Origin of the sequence: Shimia sp. MMG029 (assembly GCF_027947445.1) — a bacterium.
Taxonomy (GTDB): Bacteria; Pseudomonadota; Alphaproteobacteria; order Rhodobacterales; family Rhodobacteraceae; genus Shimia.
The window spans coordinates 100,746-115,249 of sequence record NZ_JAQJIM010000008.1; the positions used below are offsets into that span (position 1 = coordinate 100,746).

Here is a 14,504-nt window from a genome sequence, read left to right on the forward strand (position 1 = left end):
AGATGACGAAAGGCCGGGGGCGTCCCGGCCTTTTTTATTTCTGCGGTGATGTGAGCGCCCGGAAGAGATAAGTCGGCAAGCGTGTGATAATTCGACGGGTGAGCGCGGGATATTCCACCTGACCGGCGAGCAGTTGCATATACATCATGCGCACCGTGCCGGAGCGTTTGAAGCTGGCCATCAGCGGCTTTTGCCAGCGCGGGCCAAAGAGGGCGCGGCGTAGGTTGCGGGCGATGCGCAGGTTGCGGTGCATCTCTTTGAGCGCGTTTTGGTAGCGGGGGAGGGCGCTGGCTGGTGCCTCCTCACGGAGCGCTTCACAGGCGGCTTGTGCGGCGAGCTGGCCGCTTTTCATGGCAAAGGCGATGCCTTCGCCGGTGATCGGATCCACCATGCCAGCGGCGTCCCCTGCGAGCAGCACAGAGGCGCGGCCGGGCACCTTGCGGAAATCGCCAAACGGCAGGTGGTGGCCTTTGAACTTGGCCACATCCTCAGGCAGGCCCAGTGTGCGCAGATAGGCGGCCATATGCGCCTTCATATCTGGGTTCTCTGCACGAATGCCCCCGACACCCACGGTGGTGGAGCCTTGTTTTGGAAAGGACCAGCCATAGCCCCACCGGGCGGCGGCAAAATCAATGCGCAGGGGCTGCGCTTCGGGATTTTGCAGCGCCAGCGGGGCTTCGATTTCAAGACCAAAGCCGATGGTTTTGGTGTCAAAAGCCTTGCCAAAGAGGTGGCGGGCGACAATCGAGCTGACCCCATCGGCCCCAATCAGCACGCGACATGTGAGGGTGTCGCCATTGCGGAAGGTGACCGAGGTGTCTGTCATCTCAGTTATGGTGTGGCCTGTGAAATCGGCGACGCCTGCGGCGCAGGCATGGGCAAACATCTGTGCGTCAATGTCCAGACGCATGGTGAGATGCAGGGGCGGCACATCCTGCAGGGTCGCCAGCTCTTCGCCCTGATACCAGAGGGCGCAGGAGGTGCGTGTGACAGCTTGGGAGAGGTCGATGTCAGCGCCGAAAATCTCGCGAAAGTAGCGGCGGCTGCGTTCGGTAAACAGGCCGCCACACAGTTTGCTGCGTGGAAAGCTGGCTTTGTCGATCAAAGCCACACGGGCGCCGTTTTTGGCGGCCCATGTGGCGGCGGCGCTGCCTGCGGGGCCTGCGCCCACGACGATGATGTCAAATTCTGCCATGGTGTATCCTTCGCCGCGCTTCTATCAGCTTTTCCAGGTAAGGCCATACGGATAGGATGGGTCACCCAAGGAAAGGATGCGGCATGACCGAAGAGAAACAGCCCGAGGGCGAAGCGACACTGCGGGTGGCGGCGATGCCCTCTGATGTGAACATCAACGGAGACATCTTTGGCGGCTGGGTGTTGAGCCAGATGGATATGGCGAGCGGCATTGTGGCGGCGCAACGGGCCAAGGGGCGGGTGACCACAGTGGCGGTGGATGCGATGAAGTTCATTCGGCCGGTGCGCGTGGGCAATATCCTTTGTGTCTGGGCCTGGGTGGAACGTGTTGGGCGCAGCTCTATGGCGATCAAGATCGAAGCCTGGGCGGTGCGCCATCGGCGTGGGATTTCTGAAAAGGTGACCGAGGCGGTGTTCACCTATGTGGCGATTGATGAGGAAGGCAATCCGCGCCCGGTGCCGGCAGAGGATGCGCCCTGGCCACAAGCCTGAGGCCGTGTTGCGGGGCAAAGATAGCGTGCGGTCAACTTTGGAAAGCGTAACCTTTTGTTGCTGTTGTCAGTCTCAAAGGAGGCGCCATGTCGACAGACACCCGCAAGATATCCAAGTCCTCGAGAGGCTCCAAGGCGCAGCAGCGCGCACGGGAGGCGTTGGGGCGCAACCTGTTGTTGTTGACCACCGAAACCTGGGTGAGTGATGCGCTGCGCGAAGCGGTGCCGGAGGCCTGGCACCGGCTTGAGCAGGATTGTGATGTTCAGGAGCGCAAAGAGAAGGTGACGCTGTATCTTGATCAGTCCGTGGCGCGGTTTTATCGCGCGATGGGCAAAGGCTATCAGGGGCGTATCAACCGTTTGCTGGCGACTTGGGCGCAGATGAAGATCGCCGAAGAGCTGCGCGTGGAGGCTGCCTTGACAAAGCCATCGGGCCACGAAGGCACGGAGGCGGATGACACCGGCGCAGCGGACGGCGCGGCAAGGGGGCATGGCATTTTGTGAGAGAGGCTGTCATCGCAGCCTGCATGGCGCGCGGTGCGGAATTCGCGCGCGTTTCAATGCCTGAGTAATACGCGTGCAATGTGTTTGACTGGATCAGGCCGTGTTAGTCGCTGTGAGGTCAGGCGCTGTGAAATTCCGTGCTGTCCTGTGCAGAGGCTGCTTTGCGACTGCTACAGGTGAGATAAGATGTGACAAGCACGGCCACAGGTACGCCAAAGCCGAAGGCGAAGTAGGCTGCGGCAGCGATCCAGAGTGTAGACTGTAGCACAAGCAGAACTATGAGGGATGCAACAAGTCCCACAATGCTACCTGGTATGAAGAGTGCGAATGCCATGATGTGCCTGAATCTTCGGGTGTTTCTATTGGGCTTCGAGAATAAGGCAAAATTATGTCGAAGCAAGCGAAGAACTGTATAAGTTGGGTAAATTTTGCGAGAACTTATTTAGGTTTTAGTAACTTATCCCGTTTTCGTAGGTGCGTTTCTTGAGTCGTATGATAGCGCAAAACAATCAAAGATTGCAGTGAGAAATGCCGCCCCTGAAATTGCTGTGAAAATCCATCCAAAATACCAAGCCTGCCCCGCGAGTTGGTCTTCAGCGTAGGAGGCGGCGAACTGGAGTTGGCCGTATCTGGCCGCTGCAAAGGCCAGTAGGGTGGCAGCTCCGAAGGCTGTGATCTGTGCAAAGGTGCTGAGTTTGAGCCGCGCGATGGAGGCGAGGATCAGGCCAATCGGTGTGCCGATGAGGAGGGTCTTCTGGCTCCACCACGGATGCGCGCCGAGTGGGCGGGCCAGATCAAAGGCAATGAAGACAGCCATAAGGAGGGCCGCGGCGAGGGCTGGGACTAGGTGGCGCATGGTGGGTTCCCGTGAGTGGTGGTGCTCAGAGAATGGGAGTGCGTGGTGGGGATGGAAAGGGATGTTACAGACGGCTGGCGGGGGTGTGATGGGGTGTGTTTTTGTGGGGCGGGTGGTGCGCAGCGAGTGCGCACCCTACGGGAGATATTTGGGGGTAGGGTTTGGTTAACCAAGATTGGGCAGACTTAATGGATGTCTTGTTATGTGCGGCCCAAGTTTCCGGGCGCGACGATTTTCTTTACCGTGAATATCGCCCAACGTGATGGCGATCTGTTGGTGCACCATGTTGAGACTTTGCGTGATGCGGTGCGGCGCACGCTGTCGGAGCGATTGTTTTACATTGATGCCTGGGTGGTTCTGCCCGACCACATGCATGCGGTTTGGACTTTGCCGCCGGGGGACAGCGACTACGCAACACGGTGGCGACTGATCAAAGCGCGATTTTCAAGACATGTTCCAAAAGGCAGGCTTCGGCCAAGCCATATTGCGCGCCGGGAGCGCGGGGTGTGGCAGCGGCGGTTCTGGGAACATCATGTACGGGATCAGAGAGATTATGCTGCTGCGGTGCGCTATTGTCATATGAACCCGGTGAAACATGGGTTTGTCGCGCGGGCGAAGGATTGGCCGTTTTCCTCCGTGCATGGGGAGATTGCCGCAGGGAGATGGGCGCAGGGTGCGCGGTTGCCGCGCACCTTTGTTGTGTCTGGCGTTGGGAGGTGGTGCGCAGAGACTGCGCACGCTACGGGGTGAATCAAAACACCCGCGCGGGGCGCGGGTGTTCTGATTTTGAAAGAAACGCGAAGGCGTGTTAGCGCGTGAATTTCTTGTGCTTCAGGCGCTTGGGTTCCAGAGCATCTGGACCGAGGCGGCGTTTCTTGTCTTCTTCGTAGTCTTCAAAGTTGCCTTCGAACCATTCCACATGGGCGTCGCCTTCAAAGGCGAGGATGTGGGTACAGATGCGGTCGAGGAAGAAGCGGTCGTGGGAGATGACCACGGCACAGCCGGCAAAATCCACCAGTGCGTCTTCGAGCGCGCGGAGGGTTTCCACGTCCAGGTCGTTGGTGGGTTCGTCGAGCAGCAGCACGTTGCCGCCTTCTTTGAGCAGACGCGCCATATGCACACGGTTGCGCTCACCACCGGACAGCAGGTTCAGCGGTTTCTGCTGATCGCCGCCTTTGAAGTTGAACGAGGAGCAATAGGCGCGGGAGTTGACCTGCGCGTCCCCCAGCTCGATGATCTCGGCCCCGCCGGAGATCGCTTCCCAGACGGTGTCTTTGTCGTTCAGATCATCGCGGGACTGATCCACATAGCTCAGCTTCACGGTGTCGCCGTATTCCACGGTGCCTTCGTCAGGCTGTTCCTGTCCGGTGAGCATCTTGAAGAGCGTGGATTTACCGGCGCCGTTGGGGCCGATCACGCCGACAATCCCGCCCGGTGGCAGGGAGAATTCAAGGTTTTCAATCAGCTGCTTGTCGCCAAAGTGCTTAGACAGCCCGTTGACCTCGATCACTTTGGAGCCAAGGCGCGGTCCGTTTGGAATGACGATCTGCGCACGGGTGATTTTCTCGCGCTCAGACTGGCTGGCCAGATCGTTATAAGCGGCGATACGTGCTTTGGATTTGGCCTGACGGGCTTTCTGACCCTGACGCATCCACTCAAGCTCGCGCTCAAGCGTTTTCTGCTTGGATTTGTCTTCGCGGGCTTCCTGCTCCAGACGTTTGGCTTTCTGCTCCAGCCACGCGGAGTAGTTGCCCTCATAAGGAATGCCGCGGCCGCGGTCGAGCTCGAGGATCCAGCCGGTGATGTCATCCAGGAAGTAGCGGTCGTGGGTGACGCAGAGGATGGTGCCTTTGTAGTCGATCAGGTGCTGCTGCAGCCAAGCGATGGTTTCCGCGTCCAAGTGGTTGGTCGGTTCGTCAAGCAGCAGCATGTCGGGCGCTTCGAGCAGCAGTTTGCAGAGCGCGACACGGCGTTTCTCACCACCGGAAAGGTCGGCGATATTGGCATCATCGGGTGGGCAGCGCAGGGCCTCCATGGAGATGTCGACCTGGCTGTCCAGATCCCAGAGGTTTTCGCTGTCGATGGCGTCCTGAAGGACGGTCATTTCCTCCATCAGCTCGTCGGTGTAGTTCTCCGCCATTTCGATGGCGATGGCGTTGAACCGATCCACCTTGTCTTTCTTTTCCTTCACACCCAGCATGACGTTTTCACGCACGGTCAGGCTTTCATCCAGCTGCGGCTCCTGTGGCAGATAGCCCACACGCGCGCCCTCGGCGGACCAAGCTTCGCCGGTGAAGTCTTTGTCGAGACCAGCCATGATCTTCATCAGGGTGGATTTACCAGCGCCGTTGACGCCGACCACACCGATTTTCACGCCCGGAAGGAAGGACAGGTGGATGTTTTCAAAACATTTTTTACCACCGGGGTAGGTCTTGGACACACCCTGCATGTGGTAGACATATTGATAAGATGCCATGGGAGCCGACTCCGTTCGCCAAAATCACGTTAGAGCGTGTGATAGCGGAGGGCGCGGGCGGGGGCAATGGAGGTTAGAAATCCGGGAGTGAGAAGCCAGAGAGGCACTTTTCATATATTTCAGGAAGTAATTTGAGGCGCATGTGTCTGTTGTTGCTGTCTAAGCCGAAACTTTGCATGTAGCTATGCGCGTTGCCGGTGATCTGAATATCCGGGTCTTGCGACAGCTCAATTACCCAAAATACCCAGCTAGCAGGCTCTTTCGAAGGCAAAGATCGCATACCGCGGCTATCGTAGCCAAATAAGCGCTGGACTGTCCTTTTTTCAGCCAGCCCCATAAGGGATGCTTCCCGGAGCTTTGGGTCGATTATTGAAAGCACAATTAGTATTGCTAGGGCCATGTATTGGTGTTCATGCTTTAAGATGGGGCTAACTGAAACACAATTTGCAAGCGTAGCGATGCGTTCTAAGTCTCTAGGAGTGGGCATGCTCTCCGCGGGCATATTCCTGATGAGCAGAACGATGCGGTCGTGTATCCAATCCCGATCCTGCCCAAGTTGACTGACGACTTCCTCATAATATCGCGGCGCGCTGTTTGCGTCTGAAACAGAGGTCAATTTCGGAAGTTGGAGGCGGATAGAATAGAATTTCTGGAGGTATCTCTCGGCATTGTTTTCAGTGCCGTGCCGCGCTTTGACGCTATTCGCGAGTTCCTTCAAGTTGGTCCCCAGCACAAAGTGGACCCCATCCACATTGAAGAAATGCTTGATTGTTTCCAATACCGAGAGTGCGTAGTCGGGGCGACAGCGGTCTAATTCGTCAATGACGATGACCAGCTTTTGAGTTGGCGACCCTTGCTCATCAGGGGCAGTAAGCTGGACAAGCGCGCTCCGGAAAGCTTCCATTGCGGCGCGTTTGCCGTCTTCTTTTTTCCAAAATTCATCCAGCGATTTGGCGATGTCGCCGCCTTCCTCTGAGAGCTTGTCGCCAATGTCATTGAGAGCGCCATCTTCGTCTCCGGTCAAAGAGATTGCTTTGCCTACAAATGCAGCGGTGCCCAGCCGCAGCGCGGCTTTGCCTAGAAAGGGCGCGGCGTTCTTGGCGATGCGCCACGCTTTGGCCGATTTGCTTTCTGGGTCACGTTCGATGCGTTCGGATATCGCACTGGTCAATGCAATCAGCGGATCGTCCAGATAATCATGCTGAAACGCATCAAAATAGACCGTCTGTGTGGTGTTGCCCTCGCGCTTAAGATGCTCCCCGACCCAGCATTTCAAAAACACCGACTTGCCTGATCCCCAAGCGCCATCCAGTGCGATGACCAGCGGGTCGTCTATGCGCTCGACAAGATCGGAGAGTTTGTCGCCGGTGGCTTTGCGGCCAAGCTTATCGTGCTTATCAAAGCCGTCTTTGTAGAGGTCAATCTTTGGTTCGGGAATGTAGAGGCGCGCCATTGGAAAATCCTTGGGGTAATCGCCTTATACGTGCGTCTGGATCTGCCGGTTGTCCAGCGTTTTCCGCCTTTACGCAAACTCCAACAGCGTTTGCCCACACCATTGCACGCATAAATGCTGTGAGAGCGAGCGGCTATTGGGCGGGCCTCGCGCGCCCGTGGCGGCGCGGCAAACGCAGAGTTGCACCAAGTCTATGTATTTAGAAACTCACTGATCCTGCGGCGGGTTACATAAGCCACCGGTTGAGGGTGGCGATGAGATCCCGCTTGCGTAGGGGTTTGCCAATGAAATCCGACATTCCGGCATTGAGGCACAGGTTTCTGTCGCTGTCCTGAACATTTGCAGTGAGCGCGATGATTGGACAGGCGGGCGCGTTGTGCTGGGTTTCATGGGCACGTATGTGCGACGTCGCTTCCAGCCCGTCCATTTCCGGCATCGACACATCCATCAGGATCACGTCAAAAGCGGTGTCCTGTGCCGCCTGAAGCGCGGCTTTGCCTGTGCTGACAAAGGTCAGATCCGCTTCGGTGTGCTGCAGCATTTTTTGCAGCATCATCTGGTTGGTCTGATTGTCCTCTGCAATCAGCACTTTTCGACCCGCAAAGCATGCTTCTGCCACCGCGCTGGTGCTGGATACCGTGCATTTGGAGCGATCGTTGATCTTTTTCAAAAGAGCGGGATCAGGCAGCGGCAGTTTCAATGTGAAACTTGAGCCTTGCCCGAGCTGGGATGACACATGGATTTGCCCTTTCATCAACTGCACAAGGCGCTGCGTGATGGCGAGGCCGAGGCCGGTGCCTTCAAAGGAGCGTGACGCTTTGTTGTCGACTTGCTCAAAAGCGGAGAAGATCGTGTCGATACGGTCAGCAGGGATGCCAATGCCGGTGTCGCTGACGATGATGTGCAGTTGTTGACTGGCCAGATCGGTGTCAATTTTGAGGGTCACATCCCCGGTGTCCGTAAATTTGATCGCGTTCCCGACCAAATTCATGAGAATCTGCCGGAGGCGCCCTTCGTCGCCAATGAAGTCTTTGGGGGCATCCTCTGCATAGATGAGCGAAAGGTTGAGTTTTTTTTGCTGCGCAATGGGGGTGAGCAGGCAGATCACATCATGCGCCACGTCATACAAACAGAACTGCTGTTTCTTGATGGTGAATTTGCCGGCTTCCATCTTGGAGAAGTCTAAAACGCTGTTGATGATGGACAGCAGTGCGTTCGCAGAGGTTGTTATGGTCTGCGTATATTGTTTCTGTTCGTCGGTGAGGTTGGTTTCGCTCAAGAGGTCGCACATGCCGATGACGCCGGTCATCGGGGTGCGTATTTCGTGGCTGACGTTTGCCAGAAATTCGGACTTGGCGTTGTTTGCCGTTTCCGCGACCTCCTTCATGTCGCGGAGCATTTCCTTGCGATCTCTCTGGTGGCTGGCGTCCTTGCGCGCGCTTACAAGATTTATCTGTAGTTTTAGCAACAAGCTGCCCATCAGGGCGACGGCCATAAAGATGACAAGGCTCACCATAAACGCCTCTTTGCGCAATGCGGAGAAGGCGGCGGTTGTGGGCGCATCGACAACAAATGCGCCCATCAGATCCCCCATTTTCCATTCTACTTCAGGGGTTTGAAGCGCGTTATGGCAGCTGACGCAATTGGGCTGATTGGCGACGATGGGTTTGACGATGCGCAGATTGAGTTCGCCATCTTTCCATTGGTATTCTGACCATGTCTCGATGGCTGGATTGGCGGCCAAAATGGACATTGTCGCCTCGGCATGAGGGTCAGGCGAAACGCCGATCTCCCGACCGGCGCGGCCCACCGCAACAGCGACCGACCCATCATCCTCTGACTGCAATTCGCTAAACAAATGCAGCGCCTCTGCGCGCAGAGTCTGTGGTGAGGGCATACCAATTGTGCCTTCAGGGCCAAGGTGGCTCGCATAGCTTTCAAAAAACGCCGCGGTGACTTTCCAGATTGCCGCCTTTTCTTCTTCTTTGCGTTGTCTGAAATTGTCCTGACCACTTTGATAGGTCACGGTGCCAACAACAATGCTGATGAGCAGAGAGAGGGCGACCAACAAAAGAAAAGGCAGAGATTTTTTGTGAATACCGGATGCTAGCAAAAGATCTTTCCAGCTTCCGGACTGGTTTTTTTTGCCCAACGCAAGATTGGTAGCAGCGTGATCCATAACTCGACGGCCTTTTAACGGTAGGGCGCTCAGTTTCGATAAAATACAGTAAATTTACTTGAGAAACTATTAACAAATCTCCCTCCAAGAGCCTGCCTGGCGGTGGAGCGGGAGGCGAAAAGAAAAGCCCAGCTTGATACTGTTGGTCTCGCTCCCCCTTCCTAAGTGCATAACGTCAAAGTTTGTGTTAATTTAGCCGCCGGCGCGCATGGTCCTGCGGGCGTTTTGCTCACTGCTTTGGCTGCTGATATCTCGGCCGTTTTTATCTATTGGGCGGGCTCTAGACGCAGGCACTACTTTTGGATAGGTATCTCTCACGCATTCGCTTTATCGGCATATTTATTACTACGAAACGATTGACGGTTATTGGGGGGCAATCATGAAGTATTTTGCTGCCTTAATGATAATATTGAGTGCGTTGATTGGAAGTAACACGCCGTCTCATGCACAGGAGCATGCTCAACCTTTTGTCGTGGGGTGGGCAGAAATTTTACCGTTGTTTCGCGCGCTGCCCGACGAGGCCCCGGGTGGGTTTGGTGTGCAGGTGATGGAGGAAATCGCGGCAAAAGCGGGCTTTGAGATCACCTTCAAGAAGTTTGAGAGCGCTGAGCAGCTCATTCGCGCACAGGCGGCGGGGGACATAGATATTTTGCCGGCAATTGCGGCGCTCCCATTGCTTGAAGACAATAATGTCTTTTCGGCACCAATTGCGACGACCCATATTCGCGTCTTTGTTCGGGTGGAGGATGCAGAAGAATTGCATCCAGCGACCATGTCCGGGAAACTGATCGCCGTGCCCTCCATCCCGCTTGGACCGACCGGTGAGTTTTTAATAGGGCGCAACACGGCGGTTCAGGTGCCGGTGTCAACGCTTTCTGTGATGGAGCTGCTGCGGGGCACTGTGGACGCGTTGATCGCCAGTGACAGTGTCACGATTGCGGATGCGCATTCTTTGCGAGTGGATCACCGACTTGTTGCGGTGGGAGAGCCTCTGGTGAGCTTTGACCGTGTTGTGACAGTGCGATCTGAACTGTCAGATTTGGTGGCACCGATCAATCAGGCGATTTCCGAACTGGAAACAACGGGTGTTTTGGAAGAGCTGCGCAATCAAAATCAGGTCAGCGTTGCACCGCCAGAACCCGAAGTGCTGAGAGCCGGCATTATACACAACCCGCCCTACACAATTATTGGGGCCAATCAGCGGTTTAGCGGGTTTTCTGTTGAGACATTGCAAAACCTCGCATCTGCAGCGGGTATCGACATTCGGTTTATCGAAATTGACGAAGAGGCATATGCGCAGGGGCCGTCGCCTTCACGATATGATCTTCTTGCCTACCAGCCCATCTCAAGTGACGCAGAACTTCGGATGGACTTTACCGCACCTTTGGACAGGTCGGCCTATGCCGTTTTCACGCGACAAGGAAAAGGCACTGAGATCACTGGGCTTGAGTCACTCACCGGGCTGCGCATTGGCATCGAAGCGGCCAGCATCGCCAAACAACTGGCCGAACAACAAAATAATCTGGTGCTGCGCGTCTATGAGACATCAGGCGCGCTTTTGAATGGGCTTCTTGATGGTGATGTGGATGCCATTTTGGCGCCACGTCATACCGTCAGCCTTGCTGCTGCGGCGCTTGGGGCGGAAGATCAGGTGCAGGAAGTCGGAACACCGTTTCACACGATAGACAAGGCGATCGCGCTGCGATTTGGCTTGGGACAAACGCGTGAGCGTTTGAACGCAGTGATCCCGGGGTATCTGGCATCGTCTACGAATTCGCGGATCAGAGAAAAATACTTTGGCACGCCCTCGTTCTGGACCACTGAACGTATTGAATTCTTTAGGAACTCTCTGATACTTTGCGTTTTTGCTGCGATTGGCGCTGCCATTGCCTGGGCGCGCTGGCGGCGCAAAAAAGAGACGCAGGAGCGCAGAAGATTTGCCTCACAACTGATTGATCAAATTCCCCTTGGAATGATCTTGGTCTCTCCGCAAGGGAGCATTGAATTTGCCAATCGGTTTGCCAAAGAAATGACGGCAGACGGCCATAGCCAGCTGGTGAAAGGGCGCAATTTCAGATCGGTTGTTGCGCAGCTCATTGATGATGGGACCATGCTATTAAGGACAACGGACAAAGCAACGGTTCTGGCGCATCTGACACCTGAAGGGCTGCGTGATGCGCATACCAACGAGTTTCAACTGACCAACAGCAAGACCTATGTGCGCAATGCGATCCCGCTGGGCGCCGATGGAACTTTGTTGACATATTTGGATGTCACAGATGATCGTTTACGGCTTGAGGAAATTGAAAACCTCAATTCCCAACTGCTTCAGCAAATCACATTGTCCAATGCGGCCAATGAAGAATTGCGCGCGTTTGCCTATGCCACATCACATGATCTGAAGGCGCCAACCAACACAATTGCGCTGCTGGTAAATGAATTTAACAATTCGGTCGCGTCTAAGATGACCGAAGATGAAATCGAGCTGCTTGAAGATTTAACGGCCACGAACAAACGTATGGCTCAGCTGATCGATGATGTTTTGGAATATACGAACTCCATTGGCAGTGAAATACAACGTACAGATATCGATTTAAATGACGTCCTGTCAGAAGTTTTGGATGACATGAAGGCCGATATTGAAGACAGTGGTGCGCAACTCACATTTTCCACGCTTCCCGCAGTCTATGCCAACCGAGGTCAAATACGACAATTGCTCCAGAATCTTATTGGCAACGCGATCAAGTTTCGATCTGAGGACCGCAGTCCGTTGATCGAAATACATTCCGAGCCGGCGACGAGAAAATGTGTGGCATTTTCTGTCTCCGACAACGGAATTGGCATGCCTTCTGATTTTGTCGACCGCATCTTTACGCCTTTTTCACGCCTGCATGGACATCAAGACTATGAGGGTTCCGGTCTCGGATTGGCGATCTGTCAGCGTGTTGCGGTAAACCATGAAGGGAGCATCCGCGTGACGTCGACAGAAGGCGTGGGGAGCAGATTTACGGTCACCTTAAGAGGGGCAGCAGAATGATAGAAAACCTGATGATGATTGATGACAGCGCAATCGAGCAGAAAATCTATCAGAAAATTGTCACACGGTCAGAGATCGTTAGCAATTTGCATCAGTTTTTTGAACCCGAGCGCGCGCTTGATTTCATGCGCACCAATCGCGACTTTCGCGCTGATGCGATTTTGCTTGATATCAATATGCCGCGCATGAACGGGTTCGAGTTTCTTGAGGCAGCAACATCCGAATTTGGGGCCGATTTCACAAACGCCACGGTGATCATGCTCACCACCTCGATTTCTGATCGTGATATGGAGAAAGCGCGTTCGTTTGAGGTTGTACGTGCCTACATAAACAAACCGCTGAAACTGGATCATCTGGCGATGATTGATGATCTTCTGTCGCAAGACACAGATTGATATCCGTCTGAAAAGGCAGGCATGGCCGTTGGGCTAAGTGAATGGCGCCGTGCACGACGCTGTTCAGTCCCTTGGCGTGATGTGACAGGCTGGTCAGCACTGCCGGTGCAGGCCGATCGCCACTGAGTTAAATTGCGCGCCTGCGCACTTCACCGGGCGTTTTGCCGAACTGCTTTGCAAAAGCGCGCGAAAAACTGGCGGGCTCAGAGTATCCAACGCGCCAGGAGACGGTTTCTATGTTCAGGCCCGCAGACTCAAGCAGCTCGTAAGCAATCGCCATCCGTGTGTCGGTGTAGAGTTGTCGAAAACTCGTGCCTTCATCTGTCAGCCGACGCCGTAGGGTGCGTTCGGTCGTGGCAAGTTTTGCGGCGGCATCTTCGATTTGATAGTCGCCCCCCATGTTATCGACGATGGCATCTCGGACCTGCTGTGACCATTGGGGGAGTGTGCCAGAGTGTTGTTTCAAAAGCGTTTTGCATTGATCGAGGCAAAATTGCAGTGAGACCGGATCAGATTTTGGGAGCGGTTCATCAAGCAAGTCCGCTGGGAAGACCAAAGCGTTGACGTCTTGATTGACTTTGATCGGGAGCGGGGTAAAGGCGGCCATTTTCTGAGGATAGCTGGAATCCTGATCCATAAGGCGCGCCTCAAGTGTGTTTAGATCTGGCTGTTGCAGAAGGTCCCGAATGAACTTCACGGCCACGACCAAGTGTCGCTCCAATATGAAGCGATGCGCGGCGGGCGGGATTCCGGAGGTGTCAAACGTCAAAAAGGCTTCGCCGTTTTTTTCCGACAACGACATTTCTGCCACTAAGAAAGAGAGCTTTGCATAGTCGATGGAGGTTGCAATAGCGGCGCGCAATGTGGGGCTCGTCAGAATGGCGAACCCCCAGATACCAAAAGCGTGGACATGGGTCGCACGCGCCGCTGCAAAGCCCAACCCGACATTTTCCGGTGCAAGCCGCACTAAATTCTCAATCGCGCGGATTTCATCCTTTGTCGTGTGAACGGCATTGGGGTCGTCCAGCGCGTCGATAGAAACCGACGTGCCAGACAGGCAACAGGCTTCGGAGATGCCGAATTTTGCGGCCTCATTGCACAGCAGGCGGAGACTGGTCGAAGGACGGTTTTGGGAGTGCACGATCATCGGGAGCATGATGATGATATGTCCGAAACTATCAATTGATGATAATGGGGTTAAGGTGCGGCGGCGGCGTGCTCTGCAAGCCACGCAGCCTCCTCGCCGGGTTCTGGGAGCACATCCCCCCCTTCCATCACCCAGCTGGCGGGTACATCCATCGTATCGGCGAGGACTTCCGCCAAAGGGATGCCAGCGTGGGCCACAATGGAGGCGCGGATGCGACTGAGCATTTTTGTTTTCTGTTCCGCAGAACGCCCGTTGCGGATGCTGCCAAACAGGAAAACGCTTTTGCCATGAACCGGAATTTGTGGCGCATCTTCAAAGAAAAACACATGAACAAAGGTGCGTGGCGCGCCCGTGATGTCACAATGGATATCGGTGATATCCGCTGCGATCTTGGCTTTCGCGCCTTCTGGGATGACCCCTTTGACGGCGTTGCACAGATAAAGGGGCATGTGCTTAATCCTTTGGGTTGCGGATCGACGTCACAACTTCATGCGCGGGTCGTCCGGTCAGTGTCGTGCAGATCTCGGTCAGTTCTTTCAGAAGGGAGGTCCGCTCGTCTTGTGGGAGCGCGCGGTTGGCATGCAGAGAGGCGACAATGCTGGTGGAGGGCACTGCTGCGGTGAAGCCGCTGCCTTCAGGAACCACGATCCAATCGATTTCGGCAGGCGCTGAAAAGGCGCGTTGGGCGAATTCTGCGATTTGGGTTTTGAGCTGCACTTCTGTTTGAGCGGGGATTTGTCCGTCTTGGACAATACACATGATAGGTATCATT

The 14,504-nt window shown here is 55.2% G+C and carries 14 protein-coding genes; 5 read left to right on the forward strand and 9 right to left on the reverse strand.

Translation table 11 applies throughout. The annotated features are described in order from the left end of the window. Positions 1-34 precede the first annotated feature (34 nt). Complete coding sequence (locus tag PJL69_RS17040) at positions 35-1,195, reverse strand: NAD(P)/FAD-dependent oxidoreductase (protein ID WP_271310737.1); 1,161 nt, start codon at positions 1,193-1,195, stop codon at positions 35-37. Between the two features lie 83 nt (positions 1,196-1,278). Between PJL69_RS17040 and PJL69_RS17045 the strand changes: the two genes are divergently transcribed. Together PJL69_RS17045 and PJL69_RS17050 are read left to right on the forward strand one after the other, a co-directional pair. Continuing rightward, positions 1,279-1,686, forward strand: a complete 408-nt coding sequence (locus PJL69_RS17045) for an acyl-CoA thioesterase (RefSeq protein ID WP_209099335.1) — start codon at positions 1,279-1,281, stop codon at positions 1,684-1,686. An 86-nt stretch (positions 1,687-1,772) separates the two neighbouring features. Further along, positions 1,773-2,189 (forward strand): BrnA antitoxin family protein, encoded by a 417-nt coding sequence (locus PJL69_RS17050; RefSeq protein ID WP_271310738.1) that lies wholly within the window; start codon positions 1,773-1,775, stop codon positions 2,187-2,189. A 118-nt stretch (positions 2,190-2,307) separates the two neighbouring features. On the opposite strand, the gene PJL69_RS17055 is transcribed toward PJL69_RS17050, so the two are convergent. Both PJL69_RS17055 and PJL69_RS17060 read right to left on the reverse strand, forming a co-directional pair. After that, positions 2,308-2,523 (reverse strand): hypothetical protein, encoded by a 216-nt coding sequence (locus tag PJL69_RS17055; RefSeq protein WP_271310739.1) that lies wholly within the window; start codon positions 2,521-2,523, stop codon positions 2,308-2,310. Positions 2,524-2,646: 123 nt separating this feature from the next. Continuing rightward, a complete protein-coding gene (locus tag PJL69_RS17060) occupies positions 2,647-3,045 on the reverse strand; it encodes a hypothetical protein (protein WP_271310740.1) in 399 nt (132 codons plus the stop codon). A 192-nt stretch (positions 3,046-3,237) separates the two neighbouring features. On the opposite strand from PJL69_RS17060, the gene PJL69_RS17065 reads away from it, so the two are divergent. Continuing rightward, positions 3,238-3,795: an REP-associated tyrosine transposase gene (locus PJL69_RS17065; protein ID WP_271310741.1), complete on the forward strand. Its 558-nt coding sequence runs from the start codon at positions 3,238-3,240 to the stop codon at positions 3,793-3,795. Between the two features lie 58 nt (positions 3,796-3,853). Here PJL69_RS17065 and ettA read toward each other — a convergent pair whose 3' ends face one another. From ettA to PJL69_RS17080, 3 genes are all read right to left on the reverse strand, one after another. After that, a complete protein-coding gene (gene ettA / locus PJL69_RS17070; protein WP_271310742.1) occupies positions 3,854-5,521 on the reverse strand; it encodes an energy-dependent translational throttle protein EttA in 1,668 nt (555 codons plus the stop codon). A 73-nt stretch (positions 5,522-5,594) separates the two neighbouring features. Next, positions 5,595-6,974 carry a KAP family P-loop NTPase fold protein gene (locus PJL69_RS17075; protein WP_271310743.1) on the reverse strand — a complete coding sequence of 460 codons (1,380 nt, stop codon included), beginning with the start codon at positions 6,972-6,974 and terminating at the stop codon, positions 5,595-5,597. A 226-nt stretch (positions 6,975-7,200) separates the two neighbouring features. Next, positions 7,201-9,153 carry an ATP-binding protein gene (locus tag PJL69_RS17080; RefSeq protein WP_271310744.1) on the reverse strand — a complete coding sequence of 651 codons (1,953 nt, stop codon included), beginning with the start codon at positions 9,151-9,153 and terminating at the stop codon, positions 7,201-7,203. Between the two features lie 400 nt (positions 9,154-9,553). On the opposite strand from PJL69_RS17080, the gene PJL69_RS17085 reads away from it, so the two are divergent. Then, positions 9,554-12,190, forward strand: coding sequence for an ATP-binding protein (locus PJL69_RS17085; RefSeq protein WP_441347505.1), 2,637 nt, complete (start codon positions 9,554-9,556; stop codon positions 12,188-12,190). Then, on the forward strand, positions 12,187-12,585 hold the full coding sequence (locus PJL69_RS17090) for a response regulator (RefSeq protein WP_271310746.1): 399 nt from the start codon (positions 12,187-12,189) through the stop codon (positions 12,583-12,585). The genes PJL69_RS17085 and PJL69_RS17090 overlap by 4 nt, the downstream gene beginning before the upstream one ends. Positions 12,586-12,712: 127 nt before the next feature. Here the strand turns inward: PJL69_RS17090 and PJL69_RS17095 are convergent, their stop codons facing one another. The 3 genes from PJL69_RS17095 to PJL69_RS17105 are packed head-to-tail and all read right to left on the reverse strand — an operon-like array spanning position 12,713 to position 14,503. Further along, positions 12,713-13,741 (reverse strand): AraC family transcriptional regulator, encoded by a 1,029-nt coding sequence (locus PJL69_RS17095; protein WP_271310747.1) that lies wholly within the window; start codon positions 13,739-13,741, stop codon positions 12,713-12,715. Positions 13,742-13,782: 41 nt separating this feature from the next. Then, positions 13,783-14,181: a tautomerase family protein gene (locus tag PJL69_RS17100; protein ID WP_271310748.1), complete on the reverse strand. Its 399-nt coding sequence runs from the start codon at positions 14,179-14,181 to the stop codon at positions 13,783-13,785. 4 nt (positions 14,182-14,185) lie between these two features. Continuing rightward, complete coding sequence (locus PJL69_RS17105; RefSeq protein ID WP_271310749.1) at positions 14,186-14,503, reverse strand: hypothetical protein; 318 nt, start codon at positions 14,501-14,503, stop codon at positions 14,186-14,188. Position 14,504 lies beyond the last annotated feature (1 nt).